Here is a 19,179-nt window from a genome sequence, read left to right as displayed (position 1 = left end):
CGTTTTCGTCCCAAACTTTGGCGTTTTTGATCCAAACTTTGGCGTTTCCGTTTCCAAATCAATCAACAATAACAGAGCTGTTGCGGCTAATTCCGGCGTCCCGTTCATCCTCCTGTTCAAGCAGCTGACGGATGACTGTTGGATACAGGTTGTGCTCTACCTGCTGTATACGCTTTGTCAACGTTTCCCTTGTATCATTCGGGTGCACAGGGACTTCCTGCTGTGCAATAACCGGGCCTGTATCGATGCCCGCATCAACGTAATGAACGGTCACACCGGTTGTTTCAACGCCTGCTGTATACGCTTGGCCAATCGCATCTTTTCCGGGAAAGTCCGGAAGCAGAGACGGATGGATATTTATCATCCTGCCTGCATAATTGGTTAAAAGCACTGATCCGACAATACGCATATAGCCAGCTAAGAATAGCCATTCTACCTGGCTATCCCGAAGTTTTTTAACTAGCAGACGTTCGTAATCTTCTTTTCCTGCATATGCTTTTGGGTCAAAAATTAACGACTCGACTCCGAATTTTTCCGCTTTGGCAATCACACCCGCATCAGACCGGTCGCAAACAAGCAGCACCACGTCAACTGGGAGGTTCGTTTCTTCCATGATTGCCTGAAAGTTACTACCGGACCCGGATGCGAATACTGCGGCACGTACGTTTGTCATGGCAGCAAATGCACTCCTTCTTCCGGCACTGTTTTTCCGATAACTGTAGCCGTTTCGCCGTGTGTTTCGAGAATTCGCAGCACTGTGTCTGCTTCCTCGGGTGCGACAACGATGGCCATGCCGATTCCCATATTAAAAACGCGGTACATCTCTTCATCGGAAATGTCACCCACACGCTGTAGAAACGAAAATACGTCCGGTTTCTGCCAGCTGGAAACATCTATTTCCGCACCCAGCCCTTCAGGCATCATACGGGGAAGGTTTTCATGAAAGCCGCCGCCTGTTATGTGTGCGATTCCTTTAACGTTTATTTCTTTCATAACCGCTGCAACCGATTTGGCATAAATCTTTGTTGGGGTTAGCAGGGTGTTCCCGAGCGGGGCCGTTAATCCTGTATACATTTTATCAAAATCGAGCCCTTCCACCAGCTTTCTAACGAGGGAGTATCCATTGGAATGAATGCCGCTTGACGTCAAGCCGATGATTGTATCACCCGTAGCGATCGATGCACCGGTCACGAGTTGTGACTTTTCAGCGATGCCAACCGTAAATCCGGCCAAATCATATTCATCATCCTGATACATACCAGGCATTTCTGCTGTTTCGCCACCAATTAGACCCGCACCTGCATCTATGCACCCTTGGGAAATACCGGCAACGACTTGTTCAATCAGGGCCGGATCCGTCTTTCCGCATGCTATATAATCCAGGAAAAATAACGGCTGTGCACCTTGTGCGACAATATCATTTACACACATCGCAACTAGATCAATGCCAACTGTATCGTGTTTTTGCATCTCGGCTGCGAGTTTCAATTTTGTACCGACACCGTCTGTACCGGAAACTAACACCGGTTCCTGATAGTTGAATGATGATAAATCAAAGAGACCAGCAAATGCACCGATTTCATCCAACATTTCCGGCCGTGCCGTTTTGGCGACATGTCTTTTCATCCGTCTGACGGCCTCATATCCTTGTTCCACATCCACACCAGCTGCCTTGTACGTGTTCTCCATTGCTGACATCCCTTCTTTAAGACTTCTTGTGAGCTAATGCCTTTTCTTTGTCCTGCATTACCGGGTACTCGCCTGTCATGCATGCGGTACAAATTCCTTGATGAATGGTTTTGTCTCTGACGATTGCCTGTTCCAGACCGGATTCTGACAAAAATGCCAGGCTGTCTGCTTCAATCGTATCTCGAATCTCATCTAGTGAATGATTTGCCGCAATCAGTTCCTCGTACGTTGACATATCAATACCGTACCAGCACGGATGCTCAATCGGCGGTGATGCAATACGGACGTGTACTTCAGCTGCTCCCGCATTTTTCAGCATCTGCACAATTCGTTTGCTTGTCGTCCCGCGTACAATGGAGTCATCAATCATGACAACCCGCTTACCTTCCACCATCCCCCTTACTGGTGCAAGCTTTAATTTCACACCTTGCTCACGTAGCTCTTGGGACGGCTGTATAAATGTTCTCCCAACGTAGCGATTTTTGATAATCCCCATTTCGTAGGGCAAGCCGCTTTCTTCAGCAAATCCAATCGCAGCTGATATACTTGAATCAGGTACACCAATCACGATATCTGCATCTGCTGGAGATTCTTGCGCCAATTCTTTTCCCATTTGTTTTCGTGACGCATGAACATTTACCCGGTTAACATTACTGTCTGGTCTTGACAGATAAACATACTCCATGGCACACATCTTCCGCTGGCCCCTGATGGCAAAGCGGGTGGACTCCATTCCATGCGAACTGATCGTTATCAATTCCCCCGGCAAAACTTCCCGTTCAAAGGTAGCGCCTATCTGATCAAACGCACACGACTCGGATGCAACCACGTAGGCATCGCCAATTCGGCCAATCGATAACGGTCTGATACCACTCGGGTCCAGTGCAGCATACATTTTGTCATCCGTCATGACCAAAAAACTGTAGGCACCAGTAGTTTGATTAAGTGCAGCAGCAAGCGATTGTTCATTGACCTCCATACCGCTGCGTTTAATCAGATGGGCAAGCACTTCCGTATCGGAGGAAGTCTGGAGGATACTGCCCTGGCTTTCTAATTCATTACGAAGACGATCGGTATTCATGAGATTACCGTTATGAGCAAGCGCCATACTTTTCATCTGTGATTGGAATAAGAGCGGCTGCACATTTTCGTACACGTTGCTTCCCTCTGTGGCATTTCGTACATGACCGACTGCAGCGTCACCAGTTAGCTCATGAAAAGGAGCGTATTTAAATACGTCATTGACAAGGCCTAACCCTTTATGGGAGGTTAGGCAATTACCATTATTAACAACGACGCCGGCACCATCCTGTCCACGGTGCTGCATCGCGTGAAGACCGTAATACGTCAATTCCGCCGCTTTATCATGCCCCCAAATACCGAATACACCACATTCTTCATTTATACCTTTTTGTTCAGCAAGCATGGAATTGCTCCTTTCCAGAGGTTATGAAGTACGCTTGCATCTTCCTCCACCTGTTTCATCCCATTAACATCTATTACAAACTTGCTGTCTGCTGTTACCGTTCCGATATGGTTTGCAGCGGCTACTGTTTTTTCAAATAAATCTTTATTTTCCGGCCGTACTGAGACAAGGAACCGGGATTGGGATTCACTAAAAAGGGCAACGGTTGGATCCCCTGTTAATGATGCTTTAACGCCAAGTCCTTTTCCGTTGAATACTGATTCAGCAAGTGCTGTGGCCAACCCACCTTCAGCCAGGTCATGTGCAGACTGGACGAGTCCCTGCTCGATGGCTTCCAGTAATTGCTGCTGCCGCTCGGACTCTACTTGTAAATCTATCGCAGGTGCTTTACCTTCATATGTTCCGGAAATAATCTTCTGTAGTTGACTGCCTCCGAACTCAGGCTTTGTTTCGCCAATCAAGTAAATCAAATCGCCTGTTTCTTGGAAAAAACTCGGCGTAATATGGTCAAGTGATGCTACCAAACCAACCATGCCTACAACCGGTGTCGGAAAAATCGATTTGCCTTTAGACTGGTTGTATAGGGATACATTCCCGCTAATGACAGGCGTTGCAAGCGTGTTTGCCGCTTCACTCATTCCTTCCACACTCTTTTCCATCTGCCAGAAAACTTCCGGATTTGTCGGGTTACCGTAGTTCAGCCCATCAGTCAATCCGAGCGGGCGTGCACCGGAACACACGATATTCCGTGCGGCTTCCGCAACAGCTATTTTTCCGCCCGTTTCCGGGTCCAAGTAAATGTAGCGAGAATTACAATCGGTTGTCATAGCAAGTGCCTTATCCGTTCCTTTCACCCGAATGACGGCTGCATCTGACCCAGGTTTGACAACTGTATTTGTCTGTACCATGGAATCATACTGGTCATACACATATTCCTTACTTGCAATGGTTGGCTCCTGCAATATTTGTTTCAGCATAGCCGTATGATCGCTTACATCTGGTGTTTTATTCTCCATTTTCTGAAATTCTCGTACGTACGACGCTTCTTTTGACGGCATATGGTATACCGGTGCCTCCTCGGCAAGGGCATCAACCGGAATAGCCGCCACAATCTCATCGTGTTGCAGCAGGCGAAATGATTTGTCTTCCGTCACTTCTCCGACTGCTACCGCTTCGAGTCCGTATTTTGTAAACACATCTATAATTTCCTGCTCGCGTCCTTGTTTCACCACAAGCAGCATGCGTTCTTGTGATTCAGAAAGCATTAATTCATACGCGCTCATATGCTGTTCACGCTGTGGAACCAAATCCAGATTCATCGTCATTCCCGTTCCCGCTTTACTGGCCATCTCACTTGCGGATGACGTTAGGCCTGCAGCGCCCATATCCTGCATCCCAACAAGCGCATCAGAGTGGATTACTTCCAGGCATGCTTCGATTAGCAATTTTTCCATAAATGGGTCACCAACCTGAACCGACGGCCGATCCTTATCTGAGTCATCTGCTAGATCACCTGAGGCAAATGTGGCACCATGAATACCATCGCGGCCGGTTGGCGCCCCAGCATAGATGACCGTATTTCCCGTTCCTGCAGCAATTCCTTTCTGCATATCCTCGTGGTTAATGAGTCCAATGCACATCGCATTAACGAGCGGATTGTCTTCGTAACTTTCATCAAATTGTACTTCACCGCCAACGGTTGGAACACCTACACAGTTGCCATACCCGGCAATCCCATGAACCACTTCCTCAAATAAATAGTTCACTCGTTCTGTTCCAAGATTTCCGAATCGTAATGAATTCATCAAGGCAATCGGCCGTGCTCCCATGGAAAACACATCCCGGATAATACCACCGACACCAGTTGCCGCACCTTGATACGGCTCAACAGCTGACGGATGATTATGACTTTCAATCTTGAATACCGCTGCCTGCCCATCACCGATATCGACAACGCCAGCACCTTCACCAGGACCCTGAAGAACGTGCGGCCCATCAGACGGGAATTTCTTCAGCAATGGTTTGGACGTTTTGTAGCTGCAATGTTCCGACCACATGACGGCAAAAATTCCTGCTTCAGTCATGTTCGGGCGCCGTCCCAATATATTCTTGACGCGTTTATATTCATCCTCGCTTAACCCCAGCTCGAGATACAATGCCTCTTGTTCAATTCTTTCCGGTGCCGGCTCATACGTTGATAGCATAGGCGTCCCTCCAATTTTTAATCAATGACTGAAACAGCCGAATTCCATCATCGCTGCCCAGAATTGCTTCTGAAGCACGTTCCGGATGGGGCATCATGCCAAGGACATTCCCCTGTTCATTGACAATCCCGGCAATATCGCCCGCCGATCCATTTGGGTTCTGCTTATACGTGAAGACGATTTGATTGTTCGCTTGTAGGGCAGCCATTGTCTCGTCATCGCAATAATAATTCCCTTCCCCGTGGGCAATCGGAAAATGAACAACTTCTCCTTGTTCATATCCGGTTGTAAATAACGTCTGATTGTTCGTTACTTCCAACGGTTCCTGGTGACACATAAAGGCAAGATGCTTATTAGGAAGCATCGCTCCCGGCAACAGTCCGGCTTCCAATAAAACTTGAAACCCATTGCAAACACCGAGTACCGGCTTACCCTGTTCTGCCTGCTTTTTCACCTGGCTCATCATATCTGATGCAGCGGCGACGGCCCCCGAACGAAGGTAGTCTCCATAAGAAAAACCACCAGGCAACAAAATAGCGTCATAGTTTTCTAGATTACCAGTTTCATGCCAGACAAGCGCTGCGTCCTCCTGCAGCACATCTTTGACAACATGGTACATATCACGGTCACAATTGGATCCTGGAAACACAACAACAGCGAATTTCATGTACGCAGCGCCTCCTCCACTTCTAATGAATAATCCTCGATAACTGGATTGGCCAGAAGTTTGTCACACATCTCATGAACACGCGCTTCGATATCAGCGCTGTCTTCCAAAAACAGCTCGACCGTCTTACCTGTACGCACTTCCTCCACTTCCGTAAATCCAAGCGAATGAAGCGATGTCTGAATCGTCTGGCCTTGTGGATCAAGTACTCCCTGCTTTAACGCGATATGGATTGTTACTTTTTTCATCGTGCTTCCTCCAGTCGGGTCATTAATTTTTCATAGACTTCCAGCAAATTTCCGGTTCCGTTGCGAAACACATCTTTATCAAGGTTTTCCCGAGTTTGTATATCCCAAAGCCGGCATGTGTCCGGGGATATTTCATCAGATAGGACAACACTGCCATCCGACAGTCGGCCGAATTCCAATTTAAAATCGACCAGCTCAATACCAACATCAGTAAACAGCTTAATCAGCTGCCGGTTGATTTCCAATGCCTGCGTTTTTATGTCGTTTAGTTCCGGTTGATTTACATCACTTAAAAACATGGCATGATCGTCATTAATAAGTGGATCGTTCAAATCATCATTTTTATAAAACAGTTCAATAATTGGTGGGGTGAGCGGTGTTCCTGCCTGAATTCCCAACCGTTTAGCAATGCTCCCTGCTGTAATATTTCTGACAACGACCTCGAGCGGAATAATTTCAGATGCATGAACGAGCTGCTCCGTTGCTGAAACTTTTTCTATAAAATGTGTCCGAATCCCCCGGTCATTCAGCTCATGGAAGATATGGGACGAAATAGCATTGTTAAGATCGGCCTTGCCGGGGAGCATATCCTTTTTCTCCCCGTTGAATGCCGTAACATCATTTTTATATTCCAGCACTAGCTTCCCCGGCTGTCCGTCAGCCTGATAGACACGTTTCGCCTTTCCTTCATACAGCAGCTTACCTTTCATTGTTCATCCTCCAATCCGATGCGGCGGAATATGGCATCTACATTTTTTAAGTGGTACGTATGATCAAAGCACTGATCCAATTCTTCCTGTGTCAACCGGGAAGAAACTTGTTCATCCGCCTTGACCAGCTGTTTGAAATGTGTGCCTGTCTCCCATGCTTCCATCGCTTTGGGCTGAACAAGGTCATATGCTTCTTCCCGCGGCATTCCTTTTTCCACGAGGGCAAGGAGGACACGTTGGGAGAAAATGACGCCATACGTCTTATCCATGTTCGCGCGCATATGTTCAGGAAAGACCGTTAAATTGCGAACAATACTAGTAAAACGATGCAGCATGTAGTTAAGCGCCGTTGTAGCATCCGGCAAAATAATCCGTTCAGCCGATGAATGGGATATATCACGCTCATGCCAGAGGGCTACATTCTCCGCTGCTGTCACCATGTGGCCACGCAACACCCGCGCTATGCCGGTCATATTTTCGGAGCCAATTGGGTTGCGCTTATGCGGCATGGCTGATGATCCCTTCTGCCCTTTCGCAAAAAACTCTTCCACCTCACGTGTTTCCGTTTTTTGCAGACCACGGATTTCGGTGGCAAACTTTTCAATCGAAGCAGCAATAAGCGCCAGTGCGGAAACATATGCTGCATGCCGATCACGCTGGAGTGTTTGTGTTGATACCGGTGCAGGCGAAAGCCCAATTTGCTTGCACACATACTCCTCCACATACGGATCAATATTCGCATAAGTACCGACAGCACCGGACAATTTGCCAAATTCAATGTTTTTTGCCGCCAATTCAAAACGTTCCAGGTGTCGTTTCATTTCTTCATACCAGAGTGCAAGTTTCAGCCCGAATGTTGTTGGCTCCGCATGAACACCATGGGTCCGCCCCATCATAACGGTATATTTATGTTCGATGGCCCTATCCTTGAGGACATCAATAAACTGATGCAAGTCGTTTCGCAGGATGTCATTCGCCTGTTTTAGCAAATAAGACTGCGCCGTATCCACGACGTCGGTTGAAGTGAGTCCGTAATGCACCCATTTGCGCTCCTCACCGAGCGATTCGGAAACTGCACGAGTAAAGGCAATGACATCATGCCTTGTTTCCTGTTCGATCTCTTGAATCCGTTCCACATCAAAGGAAGCATTTCGACGAATCATCTCCACGTCTGCAGGTGGGATAGCGCCAAGCTCACTCCATGCTTCACAAGCAAGTATTTCTACTTCCAACCACGCTTTATATTTATTTTCTTCCGTCCAGATGGTGCCCATTTCTTCTCGTGTATAGCGATCAATCATTCTTCTTCCTCCTCGTATGCGGCAATTCTATGGTTGACTTCATCCAATGTTTCACCTGTAAACGTAATATGTCCCATTTTTCGTTTAGCCTTCACCGTTTCTTTTCCGTAAAAATGAACAAATCCATGTTGCCATATGGACCTTTTTGCCAATGCATTCCCAGCTTCCTCGCCAAGTAGATTGACCATCACCGTCGGATGCAGCAGTTTGACAGGCAATAATGGTAGTCCGCAAACAGCTCGGATATGCTGCAGAAATTGTGACACATTACAACCCTCGATCGTGTAGTGCCCGGAATTATGCGGACGCGGTGCCATTTCATTCACGTATACGTCGTCACCTTTTACGAACATCTCAACGGCAAACGTACCGATCACTTCCAGTTTATCAGCAATCACCCTGGCTGCCTCAAGTGCCTTGTTATAAATGGTTTCATTAATGGATGCCGGGACAGTCGTTTTATATAAAATTTGCTTCCTATGCTCATTTTCACCAATTGGGAAAAATGTCACCTCACCCGATTGACCCCGTGTGAACACAACAGAAATTTCTTTATCGAATGGAATCCATTCCTCAATAATCGAAGCATCATGCTCATCGGCAAACGTCATCGCTTCTGGAATGTCACTTTTAGTAGTTAGCTTGTGCTGTCCTTTGCCGTCGTATCCTCCGCTCAATGTTTTCATAACAGCCGGGAGTTGGATCAGTTCAAGTGCGGTTTCACATTCTGACGCATTCGTAACAATGGAAAAGGCGGGCACAGGCAAACCGGATTCCTGCATCATCGTTTTCTCACGTTCCCGATTCTGGGTCACCGCTAATGCCGTACTCCCTTGTGGAAGCTTACCTTTCTGACTGAGAAATTCAGCTGCATTAACATCAACGTTTTCAAATTCATAAGTGATAACAGCGCTCATCTCCATTAATTTCTCGACGCCTGCCTGATCATCGTAGGCAGCAGTCACTTGCTTATCGGCAACCTGTGCTGTGGGACAATCCGGCGTCGGGTCCAGTACAGCAACCCTATACCCCATATATTTTGCCGCAAGTGCCATCATACGCCCTAACTGTCCCCCACCAATGATGCCGATGGTTTGCGGTGGAAGAATGACATTATTTTTCAGCAAGAGTATCCCTCATTTCTGTTACGGATTCTTTCATGTTATCCCTGTATTGCTGCAGTCGTTCTGCCACCTCACTATCAAAAGCGCCAATCATCTGCGCAGCAAGCAGTCCGGCATTTTTGGCGCCGGAATTGCCGATAGCTACGGTCGCAGTCGGCACACCACCAGGCATTTGCACAATGGATAATAGCGAATCCAGCCCATCCATCGCCTTGGACTGCACCGGAACCCCGATGACAGGAAGCGTCGTTTGCGCCGCGACCATACCGGGTAAATGAGCGGCCCCGCCAGCACCGGCGATGATGGCTTTCAAGCCGCGTTCACGTGCTGTTTTCGCATATGTTGCCATGTCGTCCGGTGTACGGTGTGCTGAAATAATATCTTTTTCATAGGGAATCTGCAGTTCTTCCAATAGATGACATGTGTGTTTCATTGTTTCCCAGTCTGATATACTGCCCATAATCACACCAACCTGTGCCACTTAGAATCCCTTCTTTCGTAAAGTGAAATTTGAATTAGCGAGGTGTTACTGCCCCATTCAAGCACGGTAAAATAAAAAAGTCTATTCATTTCCCTCAAATTCAATGAGAGAAGATGAATAGACTTTCAGACATACATGTATAGACCACTGCTTTGTCGCAATGATTCACCTTCCCTCATAGTCCGGCATTTACGGTGCCGGGTAGAGACTTTCAGGCCATATCCCCGAAAATATATGAGGTGCCGTATTTATTTGCTGTTTCAAGCATAGCAGACCAGCGTTTATGATGTCAATATAAATCGAACATTATTATTTGGATATGATTAAATGTTCGCTTTTAAGGATTGTTTTCATTCCGCTTAATAGAATTCGTTCAAAAATTGCTCGCTATGTCATAATGAACTTAACTTTCGCAGCCTGTGATAAACATATAAGATTTAAAAGAACGGAGAGAGCTGTACATATACTACCCTAGTTGACTTTTTGGATGAGTGATTCGTTGTTTTATTATCGTATTTGATATAAACGGCGACATAACTTAATGGATGATTGGTCTACCACACTATGAATACTAGCGTTGATTTCCGCTACGGAAAGCATCCGCCCAGAGCGATCCCGGACGGTGGACGAAAAGTCGGTCGGGTTATAGGAAATATTTAAATTTTTGTGTCAAAAAACAACCTTTTAGAAAATAGCTTTTATGTTTATCAAGGTTGTCAAGGTAACAATTAGAAGCGTTTCAGTTTGCCGCGGTTAACTGTTTGAGCTTAACTTTTTGGTACGAAAGTTTAGTAATGAAGATTATTTCCGTTGCACCTGTTTACGTGCTGGTAGCCTGTTTATTTCCACCTTCTTTTTCATCGAATACGATTTCCAATACAGCTAGCAGCAATGCAATCACGATCTCTGTTTTCAAGGAAAGGTTAATGCTTTTCATAAACTCGTCCACTGTAAAAAGGCATATCCAGTTAGACACACCTTCAATACTGAACCGGACAAAAAACACTTTTAATCTTCCCGTTATATTCCTGGTAGATAGTACAAAAACCGCTTTGGAAAACAATTCGACAATAAGCCCAAGAACAAAGAAACTGACAACAAAAACAAATAATGACCAGACAGATTTATACTGAACGCCGAGCAGTTCAAAAATCCCCGCCATCCCAAAAAAGTAAACACCCAAAACAAATCCGACTACCAGAATAATAAGAAATACTATTCCTATAACTGTTGCGATTTTTTCTTTTTTATTCATATCGCGAAATGAATCATCATCATGATGGTCAGTCATATAGGTTCAGCTCTCCCTTATGTTTTTCCATTCTAGCAACCGATCATTTAGTATAAATACCTTCAAATTATAACTCATCTTACTGCCCCTAGAATTTCCATATTATTGCCAGTTAGTTCTTTAATCCTTATCAGTTCAATAAACAATCATGGCACTTATACGTATGATACGTGTCTAACGTTATTCGGGATAAGTACCCTTATTAAGAATAATTTTTTTACTGTTGACTAATACCTTCTGCAAGTAGTTTTCGGAAGGGTGGATAGAAACCCCCAAAAATTATTTAAATAGATCAGCCGGGTTGATTCCAAAATCCGCAATGGTCCTGGAAACAGCCCTGTTATCGCCATTAACTAAATCAAACTGCACTTCGTTGTTATCATCCTTCGTATATACCATTATATGATTTTTCATGGGGTCAACAATCCAATATTCATTGACACCGTTATTCATATAAAGATTCAGCTTCGTAATCATATCGTGCGATCTACTTGAGGGACTTAAAATTTCAATAATGAATTCAGGAGGCCCTACATATTCATTTTCTGTGAAATTATCAGGATTGCACGTTACAAATAAGTCCGGAACGACTTTTTTCCTAGCATTATCATAAGGATTATCAAATAACACATCAGTCGGGGCGGCAAACACACTACATTCCTTGCCCTTGAGTGCGTTGTAGAGTTCACCGTGCAAATAAGATGAAATTTCTTGATGCTTTATACTAGGAGATGGTGACATATAAATAAGGCCATCAATATATTCTAGTATTTCATCCGTTTTTTCCCTTAATTTTTCAAACTCCTCATAAGTGCTATGCTTTTCACTTAACAAACCCATTCTAAACACCATCCCTATTACAGCTAAATTCTAGCTAAAAACGCTCGACAAATCGTAGCATCAATTTCCGAAAACCTACTACTCTGAATAATCACCACCAGGTTTTGACTGGGGGGCATGCTGCGTTGATGCTGTGCCGTTGGCTGTTGCATTCTTCCTTTGATTAAATAGTCGGCCTTTACGCACTTGTTTTACCCAGAAGCCGCCATGAATTTGTTTCGGTTCATAGGAAATAATAAATGCTTTTGGATCAATCTCTTTAATCGTTTCGTACAATTGTAGCTCATATTTCCGTGGTGTTAAAATTTGCATGGCGAGACGGTCGCCTTCCATGCCATATGCATACCAGCTTGTCACGCCATACCCTTTTTCGCGCAGCCGTCTGGTAAACTCGATATCCGGGTTCGAGGAAATAACATTGACGGTAATGTAGCCCAGTGCTAGCTTTTCTTCAATCTTCGTCCCGACAATAACGCCCATCCCAAAACCAAGTGCATACGCAACGATATTTTGAATTTCATTTAAGTTATCCAGTACGAGGCCAAGTCCGAGGACGTAAACGACAATTTCAAACATGCTGACGAACGCGGCCATATAGCGCCGGTTCTTTAACGTCAGAATCATACGCATCGTTGAAAGCGACACATAAACAATATTGATAACTAAAATAATAGCTACCATGACAAATGCATTACTGAGCAATTAAACCCCTCCTAGATGACCACCGCCGGAACGATGGATGATAACTGAACTATTCTATTCACCTGATGTTTCGGTGATGCATACATTGTAAAAGCACTTGCCAAATGGGGTGTAATCATGGATCCATTTAAACAAATGGCTGATTGGCGAAAAAATATGGATCATTTCTTTGGTGAACCGTTCTGGAATGAATTTGAAAACATCGTTAAGCCGACGATACCGCAAATTACTATTTACCAATTTGATCATGAGCTGACATGCATTGCCAGCATTCCAGGTTTAACTGACCTCAACAAAATCGATATCTTCGTAGACTATGCCACCCTTGAGCTCAAAGGTGCCATCGACTTACCCAACACAGGGGGAACGGTTGTTAAAGACGAAATTCTTCAGGGTGTTTTTGAACGGGAAGTCACCCTGCCGTTTCCTGTTCGAAAAGATAAAGTACATGCAACATACCAGAACGGTCTGCTAATCGTCCAGCTGCACCGACTTATATCAGATGAAAGCAGTCGCAGCAAAGTGAACATACAATTACAGGATGAAGACTAGCCGTTTCAGGGCCGGCAGCACTAGGAACCCGGCCTTTCTTAATCAAGCGTTTGATTAATGTCTTTTTTCCCGGCCACCAGTCAATAAATAACTTGTACTCGTTTACCATATTTAATCGCCTCTTCTCCCTATATTGTAGCGTTATTGACGAAAAAATGAAAATGCAAATCCTTTTATCCAGTGATGTTCGATTGTTTTCCCCTGTGTTTGGTATTATGTTATAGTTAAAGACAATTCATTTGCTGGGGGAAACGACGATGAATAAGCAGTTAAAGAAGGCCACATTTGCCGGGGGTTGTTTCTGGTGCATGGTAAAACCATTTGATACGTGGGACGGAATTCACGGTGTCATCTCGGGCTATACTGGAGGTGATACAATTAATCCGTCGTATGAAGAAGTCAAACACGGAAACACTGGGCATGTCGAAGCCGTTGAAATCACCTATGATCCTGAGGTCATAACCTACGAGGAAATATTGACCATCTATTGGCGGCAAATCGATCCGACTGATGACGGCGGACAATTTCATGACCGTGGTGATTCCTATCGTACAGCCATCTTTTATCATGATGATGAGCAAAAGGAACTTGCACTGCAATCAAGAAGGGAACTGGCTGAAAGTGGAAAGTTTAAGGAACCGATTGTCACAGAAATACGACCCGCGTCCACCTTTTATCCCGCCGAGGAAGAACATCAGGATTTTTACCAAAAAAATAAAGCCTATTATCAAGAGGACCGTGCCAAATCCGGCCGTGATGACTTTATAAAGAACGTATGGGGGGAGCAGGTGTAAAACCCGCTCCTTTTTTCTATTAGAAAACTGGCTTAAATCTTCATGGGGATTGTATTTGTTTGTTCGTGATAATGTACCCTGTTGATCCTTGGAGCTTCCGATTGATGTTATTTGCCAATCTGTTGATAATCCCGCATCCGTTGATAATTCCCACATTAAGACTCAACCGACGACTTTTCCCCACCGCTACGTACGCTTCATCCCGATATCCTTCACTTTCTTACCTCGCCCAGTCTCTTGTTAATTAGGTACGTTTCCCATATACTAAAATCTGCAGTAATTTTGTTCATAATGATACAGAAAGGTAATGGGATACATATCAAATGACTGACAAACAATCATTAACATCACTAAAAATGCTTTTATTCAGTTTTCATGCAACTAACACCATTATCCTCAGTTTTTTGCCATTGTACCTGAAAGACAAGGGTTTGAACGGCACTGAGGTTGGCTGGGTACTGGCGGTCGGTCCTTTAGCTGCTATTATTGCTCAGCCATTCTGGGGATACATGAGCGACAAATACAAAACAGTAAAAAGGATTTTGCTTATTTGTATTGTTGGGTTGCTTATCAGCAGTATTGTGTTTTTCCAGATGGAAGGACTAATAGCGATACTGCTGGCGGGGTTTGTATTTTATTTTTTCACTTCCCCAATCGGTGGGCTTGGTGACAGCCTCGCGCAACGACGGGCAGATGAGCTGCACGTCTCATTCGGCACCATCCGCACATGGGGTTCCATTGGCTTTGCAACGTCATCCTTGATTATTGGGCAGATTCTGTCTGCAACTGATATTCAGTATATGATCTGGCCATATTTGTTTTTTGGAACCGTAGCGCTTGCTGTTGCCTGGAAATTGACCGATGTCCGCGTTGAGTCAGACCCAGTGCGCCTCCGGGATATTAACGTGCTTATTAAAAATAAACCATTCATCATTTTCTTGTTTTTCATGATGTTTATCACGATATCCCACCGGGCGAATGATAGTTTCATCGGTTTGTATATCGCGCAGCTGGGCGGAAGCGAAAGTCTTGTAGGTGTCGCTTGGTTTGTCGGGGTCATCAGTGAAGCTGCTGTTTTTGCATTGGCAGGACGCTGGTTCCGGAGATATCACACGCTCGTTTTTGTCATTTTTGCCGGCATTGCTTACACGGCACGATGGTTTATTTATGCAGCAGCTGGTGATCCGTACTTTATCATCATGCTTCAGTTTTTGCACGGTATCACATTCGGTGTGTTTTACCTCGCTGCACTGGAGTATGTGACTCGGTTAATCCCTAATCTTCTGCAATCAACCGGACATTTAATGTTCTATGCCGCGTTCTTTGGCATATCCGGTATCATCGGCTCACTTGTCGGCGGGACATTAATCGATTCCTTAGGTGGCGGCGCATTATATACAGTACTTGGCTGCTTTGCCGCTGCAGGCTCACTATTCCTGGCAATATATCATGTTATGTCAATCACGAAAAAACGGCGCGCAGTTTGAAAAACAACTGAAAAATCATGTAAAAACGCGGAACCATCATATGATGATTCCGCGTTTTTGCGATCAGCTAAGGAAAATAAAGTAAAGAATAAATATAAAAAACAATACATACATAACTGGATTAATTTCCTTGCGGCGCCCTTTTAGAAGCATCGTGATCGGATAAAAAATGAACCCGATGGCAATTCCTGTTGCGATGCTGTACGCCAGTGGCATGCACACGATAGTCAAAAATGACGGAACAGCAATTTCAAACTTATCCCACTCAATATCTTTAAGCGAAGCGGACATTAATACGCCGACGATAATCAATGCTGGTGCTGTCACTTCCGCTGTTATAACACTTAATAAAGGTGAGAAAAACAGCGCAAGCAGGAAGAAACCTGCTGTTACAATAGAGGCAAACCCGGTGCGGGCACCTGCTCCAACCCCTGCTGTTGATTCAATATAAGAAGTCGTTGTTGACGTCCCGATAACTGCCCCGGCTACCGTCGCAGCAGAATCAGCAAACAGCGCTTTGCCTGCACGCGGCAATTTATTGTCCTTCATTAACCCTGCTTGATTGGCAACTGCTACCAGTGTCCCTGCTGTGTCAAAGAAGTCGACAAACAGAAACGTTAAAATGACAACAAGCATTTGAATCGTAAAGACATCCCCGAAGTGAGCGAACGCCTGACCGAATGTTGGTGCAACACTTGGTACTTCTCCTACAATCCCACTAAGGCCTGACGGTGGATCAATCAAACCGGAAAGGATACCGACAATAGCCGTCAGAATCATCCCGTAAAAAATGCCGCCTTTCATGTTCAGACTCAGCAAAATAACCGATACGACGACGCCAAATATAGCAAGCAGAACAGTCGGTGACGTCAAATTACCCAGTCCTACAAGCGTGTCTTCATTCCCGACAATGATACCGGCATTCTGAAAGCCGATAAACGCAATATATAATCCGATACCGGCACCAACAGCCATTTTTAAATTGGCTGGGATTGCATTGATAACTTTTTCCCGAATGCCGGTTAGTGTTAGTATAATAAAAATTAGTCCGGATGCCAGCACTCCGGCCAATGCGGTTTCCCAAGGTATACCATATCCTAATATAACCGTATAGGCAAAAAAGGCATTTAGTCCCATACCAGGTGCAAGTGCGATTGGATATTTAGCAAGCACTCCCATAATCAGCGTACCAATAGCAGCAGCAATCGCAGTAGCAGTAAAGACTGCCCCCTGATCAATCCGTGTTATTCCTTCCGGCAACTCTTCCACACCGACAAGCGCCAGTGTTGACGGATTAACGAACAAAATATAGGCCATCGCCAAAAATGTCGTCATCCCTGCCATAAACTCCTGTCTATAATTCGTGCCTAGTTCGTTAAAGCGAAAATATTTTTTCAATGGTTCTCCCCCCAGCCTTCTATTCGTTTATATTAATATAATGTAAAAAAAACACTCCTGCCGAGGGGCAAGAGTGACTGCAAGCAAACCAGCACGAGATGGTATCACAAATATGATGCCTAGCCTCATAACTGCATGCTTGCGTAGTCAGACCATTTACGGTGGTCCGGTAGAAACTCTTGGGCCGTATCCCCGAAATTATACGCAATCATTTATTTATGAGACCAGTTTACGACAAAAGTCGACCATCGTCAACACTTTTAACGAACCTTTTTGCTTACACATTGATTAATGTTCGTTTTTCACTCCCATTCAATGGTTGCAGGCGGCTTACTAGTAACATCATACACGACACGGTTAATGTGCTCTACATCGTTGACAAGTCGCGTTGAAATCTTCTCCAATACATCCCACGGAATACGCGCCCAATCGGACGTCATACCGTCAACTGATGTCACCGCCCGGATGCCAATCGTGTAATCATATGTTCGGGCATCCCCCATTACGCCGACGCTACGGATATCAGGAAGAACGGTAAAGTATTGCCAAATGTCGCGTTCCAAGCCTGCTGCAGCAATTTCTTCTCGGAGAATAGCATCTGATTCACGAACAATCTCCAATTTTTCCTTTGTCACTTCACCGAGTACCCGAATTCCGAGCCCCGGACCAGGAAACGGCTGACGCCAGACAATCGTTTCCGGCAGACCAAGCTGCAGACCAAGCTCACGGACTTCATCTTTAAACAACGTGTTCAGCGGTTCAATTAACTCAAATTGCATGTTCTCCGGAAGCCCGCCGACATTATGATGGGACTTGATTGTTTGTGCTGTATCCGTACCGCTTTCAATCACGTCCGTATACAATGTGCCTTGGGCCAGAAAGTCCATGTTGGTCAGCTTATCTGCTTCATCATCGAACACATAAATAAATTCGTTACCGATGATTTTTCGTTTCTGTTCCGGGTCAGTAACGTTTTCCAACTTGGATAAGAATCGATCAGCAGCATCTATTTTGATAAAGTTCATATCAAAGTCATCGGCAAAGGTTGCTGTAACTTCTTCTGCTTCATTTTTTCGCAGCAAACCATGGTCAACAAAAATACATGTTAGCTGTTTACCAATAGCTTTGTGAATAAGCGCTGCCACGACAGATGAATCAACCCCGCCGCTCAGAGCACACAGGACGTTCCGGTCACCCACTTGCGCCCGGATATCCTTGATTTTCATCTCAATAAAGTTTTCGATTGTCCAATTACCGGAACAACTACACACATCAAACACAAATTGCTTCAGCAGCTGATTTCCGTATTCTGTATGAAGGACTTCAGGATGGAACTGTACCCCATATAACTTGCTGTCATCATTACTCATGGCTGCAATCGGAGTTGATGGACTAGTCGCATCAATTCGGAATGAATCCGGTGCCTGAATCACTTTATCACCATGGCTCATCCATACAGTCTGTTTTTCTGGTGTATCTCGAAACAATACAGGTTTATTCTGCAAGTCAATCGTTGCTTTTCCGTACTCACGATTGTCTGCTTTGGAAACCTTACCATCAAAATGGGACGCCATTAGCTGCATCCCATAGCAAATACCCAATACCGGAATACCAAGCTCAAAAATTTCCGGATCACAGCGAAAACTGTTTTCATCATAAACACTGTGCGGCCCACCGGAAAGAATGATGCCTTTTGGATTCATTGCTTTGATATCCTGAGCACTTAGCCGGTGCGAATGCAATTCACTATAAACACCATGCTCCCTGATTCTACGTGTAATCAGCTGGTTATACTGACTGCCAAAGTCTAGTACAACAATCATTTCATTGTGCTTCATATTCTTACGCTCCTATCTTATGTCAGTTAAGATGATTACTTACACGGCACTTGCTGTATGAGTTGCCCGCTTACGGTGCTGCCAGAATAGATACCCTATTCAGCGGTATCGGCCATTCTATCAGCGATTCCAACCCTTTTATCACCAGTATACCCTTATACTATCAAATTAGAAAACTCAGGTCTCGCCTAAGCGGGTACTGAAGTTTTTCTTATAAAGTCATCCACAGGTAATCACTTCTTACGTTACAAAAAGCTGGATTCCTGCCCGATGCGGATTGAACCGCAAGAAGGCAGAAATCCAGATCAGCATACAGTAACCTATAGATATTCCGCCTTCATAGTCAGGACATTTACGGTGCCCTGGTAGATACTTTCGAACCATATTATCGAGGATATATGAATGGCGTTCATTCAATTTCAATGCT

At 44.9% G+C, this 19,179-nt stretch carries 18 protein-coding genes and 3 riboswitches; of the genes, 3 read left to right on the top strand and 15 right to left on the bottom strand.

Features of this window, described 5'->3' with window-relative positions; translation table 11 throughout:
• Positions 1 to 58: 58 nt before the first annotated feature.
• The 13 genes from purN to FFL34_RS12170 form a co-directional block, all read right to left on the bottom strand.
• Positions 59 to 673 carry a phosphoribosylglycinamide formyltransferase gene (purN, locus tag FFL34_RS12230; protein ID WP_138603678.1) on the bottom strand — a complete coding sequence of 205 codons (615 nt, stop codon included), beginning with the start codon at positions 671 to 673 and terminating at the stop codon, positions 59 to 61.
• The gene (gene purM / locus FFL34_RS12225; RefSeq protein WP_138603677.1) at positions 670 to 1,689 is read right to left on the bottom strand and encodes a phosphoribosylformylglycinamidine cyclo-ligase; all 1,020 of its coding nucleotides are present in this window, start codon (positions 1,687 to 1,689) and stop codon (positions 670 to 672) included. Before purM ends, purN begins: the two co-directional genes overlap by 4 nt.
• A 16-nt stretch (positions 1,690 to 1,705) precedes the next feature.
• Positions 1,706 to 3,115 (bottom strand): amidophosphoribosyltransferase, encoded by a 1,410-nt coding sequence (purF, locus tag FFL34_RS12220; protein WP_138603676.1) that lies wholly within the window; start codon positions 3,113 to 3,115, stop codon positions 1,706 to 1,708.
• Positions 3,091 to 5,319, bottom strand: coding sequence for a phosphoribosylformylglycinamidine synthase subunit PurL (purL, locus tag FFL34_RS12215; protein WP_138603675.1), 2,229 nt, complete (start codon positions 5,317 to 5,319; stop codon positions 3,091 to 3,093). Before purL ends, purF begins: the two co-directional genes overlap by 25 nt.
• Positions 5,303 to 5,986 carry a phosphoribosylformylglycinamidine synthase subunit PurQ gene (purQ, locus tag FFL34_RS12210; protein ID WP_138603674.1) on the bottom strand — a complete coding sequence of 228 codons (684 nt, stop codon included), beginning with the start codon at positions 5,984 to 5,986 and terminating at the stop codon, positions 5,303 to 5,305. Before purQ ends, purL begins: the two co-directional genes overlap by 17 nt.
• Positions 5,983 to 6,234, bottom strand: a complete 252-nt coding sequence (gene purS, locus FFL34_RS12205; protein ID WP_138603673.1) for a phosphoribosylformylglycinamidine synthase subunit PurS — start codon at positions 6,232 to 6,234, stop codon at positions 5,983 to 5,985. Before purS ends, purQ begins: the two co-directional genes overlap by 4 nt.
• Entirely contained in the window at positions 6,231 to 6,944 is a 714-nt protein-coding gene (gene purC / locus FFL34_RS12200; protein WP_138603672.1) for a phosphoribosylaminoimidazolesuccinocarboxamide synthase, read from the bottom strand. Before purC ends, purS begins: the two co-directional genes overlap by 4 nt.
• A complete protein-coding gene (gene purB, locus FFL34_RS12195; RefSeq protein ID WP_138603671.1) occupies positions 6,941 to 8,245 on the bottom strand; it encodes an adenylosuccinate lyase in 1,305 nt (434 codons plus the stop codon). The genes purC and purB overlap by 4 nt, the downstream gene beginning before the upstream one ends.
• Positions 8,242 to 9,372 (bottom strand): 5-(carboxyamino)imidazole ribonucleotide synthase, encoded by a 1,131-nt coding sequence (gene purK, locus FFL34_RS12190; protein ID WP_138603670.1) that lies wholly within the window; start codon positions 9,370 to 9,372, stop codon positions 8,242 to 8,244. Before purK ends, purB begins: the two co-directional genes overlap by 4 nt.
• The gene (gene purE / locus FFL34_RS12185; RefSeq protein ID WP_171046357.1) at positions 9,359 to 9,850 is read right to left on the bottom strand and encodes a 5-(carboxyamino)imidazole ribonucleotide mutase; all 492 of its coding nucleotides are present in this window, start codon (positions 9,848 to 9,850) and stop codon (positions 9,359 to 9,361) included. The genes purK and purE overlap by 14 nt, the downstream gene beginning before the upstream one ends.
• Positions 9,851 to 10,008: 158 nt before the next feature.
• Positions 10,009 to 10,108: riboswitch (purine riboswitch) on the bottom strand.
• A gap of 562 nt (positions 10,109 to 10,670) precedes the next feature.
• The gene (locus FFL34_RS12180) at positions 10,671 to 11,141 is read right to left on the bottom strand and encodes a regulatory YrvL family protein (protein WP_138603669.1); all 471 of its coding nucleotides are present in this window, start codon (positions 11,139 to 11,141) and stop codon (positions 10,671 to 10,673) included.
• A gap of 279 nt (positions 11,142 to 11,420) precedes the next feature.
• Entirely contained in the window at positions 11,421 to 11,981 is a 561-nt protein-coding gene (locus FFL34_RS12175) for a Uma2 family endonuclease (protein WP_138603668.1), read from the bottom strand.
• A 78-nt stretch (positions 11,982 to 12,059) separates the two neighbouring features.
• Positions 12,060 to 12,683: a DUF2179 domain-containing protein gene (locus tag FFL34_RS12170; RefSeq protein WP_138603667.1), complete on the bottom strand. Its 624-nt coding sequence runs from the start codon at positions 12,681 to 12,683 to the stop codon at positions 12,060 to 12,062.
• Between the two features lie 117 nt (positions 12,684 to 12,800).
• Here FFL34_RS12170 and FFL34_RS12165 point away from each other — a divergent pair, with 117 nt between their 5' ends.
• The 3 genes from FFL34_RS12165 to FFL34_RS12155 all read left to right on the top strand — a co-directional run bounded on the left by FFL34_RS12165 (position 12,801) and on the right by FFL34_RS12155 (position 15,516).
• Complete coding sequence (locus tag FFL34_RS12165) at positions 12,801 to 13,235, top strand: Hsp20/alpha crystallin family protein (RefSeq protein ID WP_138603666.1); 435 nt, start codon at positions 12,801 to 12,803, stop codon at positions 13,233 to 13,235.
• 257 nt (positions 13,236 to 13,492) lie between these two features.
• Positions 13,493 to 14,029 carry a peptide-methionine (S)-S-oxide reductase MsrA gene (gene msrA / locus FFL34_RS12160; protein ID WP_138603665.1) on the top strand — a complete coding sequence of 179 codons (537 nt, stop codon included), beginning with the start codon at positions 13,493 to 13,495 and terminating at the stop codon, positions 14,027 to 14,029.
• A gap of 323 nt (positions 14,030 to 14,352) precedes the next feature.
• Positions 14,353 to 15,516: an MFS transporter gene (locus FFL34_RS12155; RefSeq protein WP_138603664.1), complete on the top strand. Its 1,164-nt coding sequence runs from the start codon at positions 14,353 to 14,355 to the stop codon at positions 15,514 to 15,516.
• Positions 15,517 to 15,579: 63 nt separating this feature from the next.
• Here FFL34_RS12155 and FFL34_RS12150 read toward each other — a convergent pair whose 3' ends face one another.
• Positions 15,580 to 16,914, bottom strand: coding sequence for an NCS2 family permease (locus FFL34_RS12150; protein ID WP_138603663.1), 1,335 nt, complete (start codon positions 16,912 to 16,914; stop codon positions 15,580 to 15,582).
• Positions 16,915 to 17,038: 124 nt separating this feature from the next.
• Positions 17,039 to 17,140, bottom strand: a riboswitch (purine riboswitch).
• A 76-nt stretch (positions 17,141 to 17,216) separates the two neighbouring features.
• Positions 17,217 to 18,752 carry a glutamine-hydrolyzing GMP synthase gene (guaA, locus tag FFL34_RS12145; protein WP_138603662.1) on the bottom strand — a complete coding sequence of 512 codons (1,536 nt, stop codon included), beginning with the start codon at positions 18,750 to 18,752 and terminating at the stop codon, positions 17,217 to 17,219.
• 320 nt (positions 18,753 to 19,072) lie between these two features.
• A riboswitch (purine riboswitch) is annotated at positions 19,073 to 19,174 on the bottom strand.
• Positions 19,175 to 19,179 lie beyond the last annotated feature (5 nt).

This window comes from Lentibacillus cibarius, assembly GCF_005887555.1.
Taxonomy (GTDB): Bacteria; Bacillota; Bacilli; order Bacillales; family Amphibacillaceae; genus Lentibacillus; species Lentibacillus cibarius.
The sequence above is the reverse complement of the archived record's forward strand: the minus strand, read 5'-3'. Positions and strand labels throughout refer to the sequence as shown.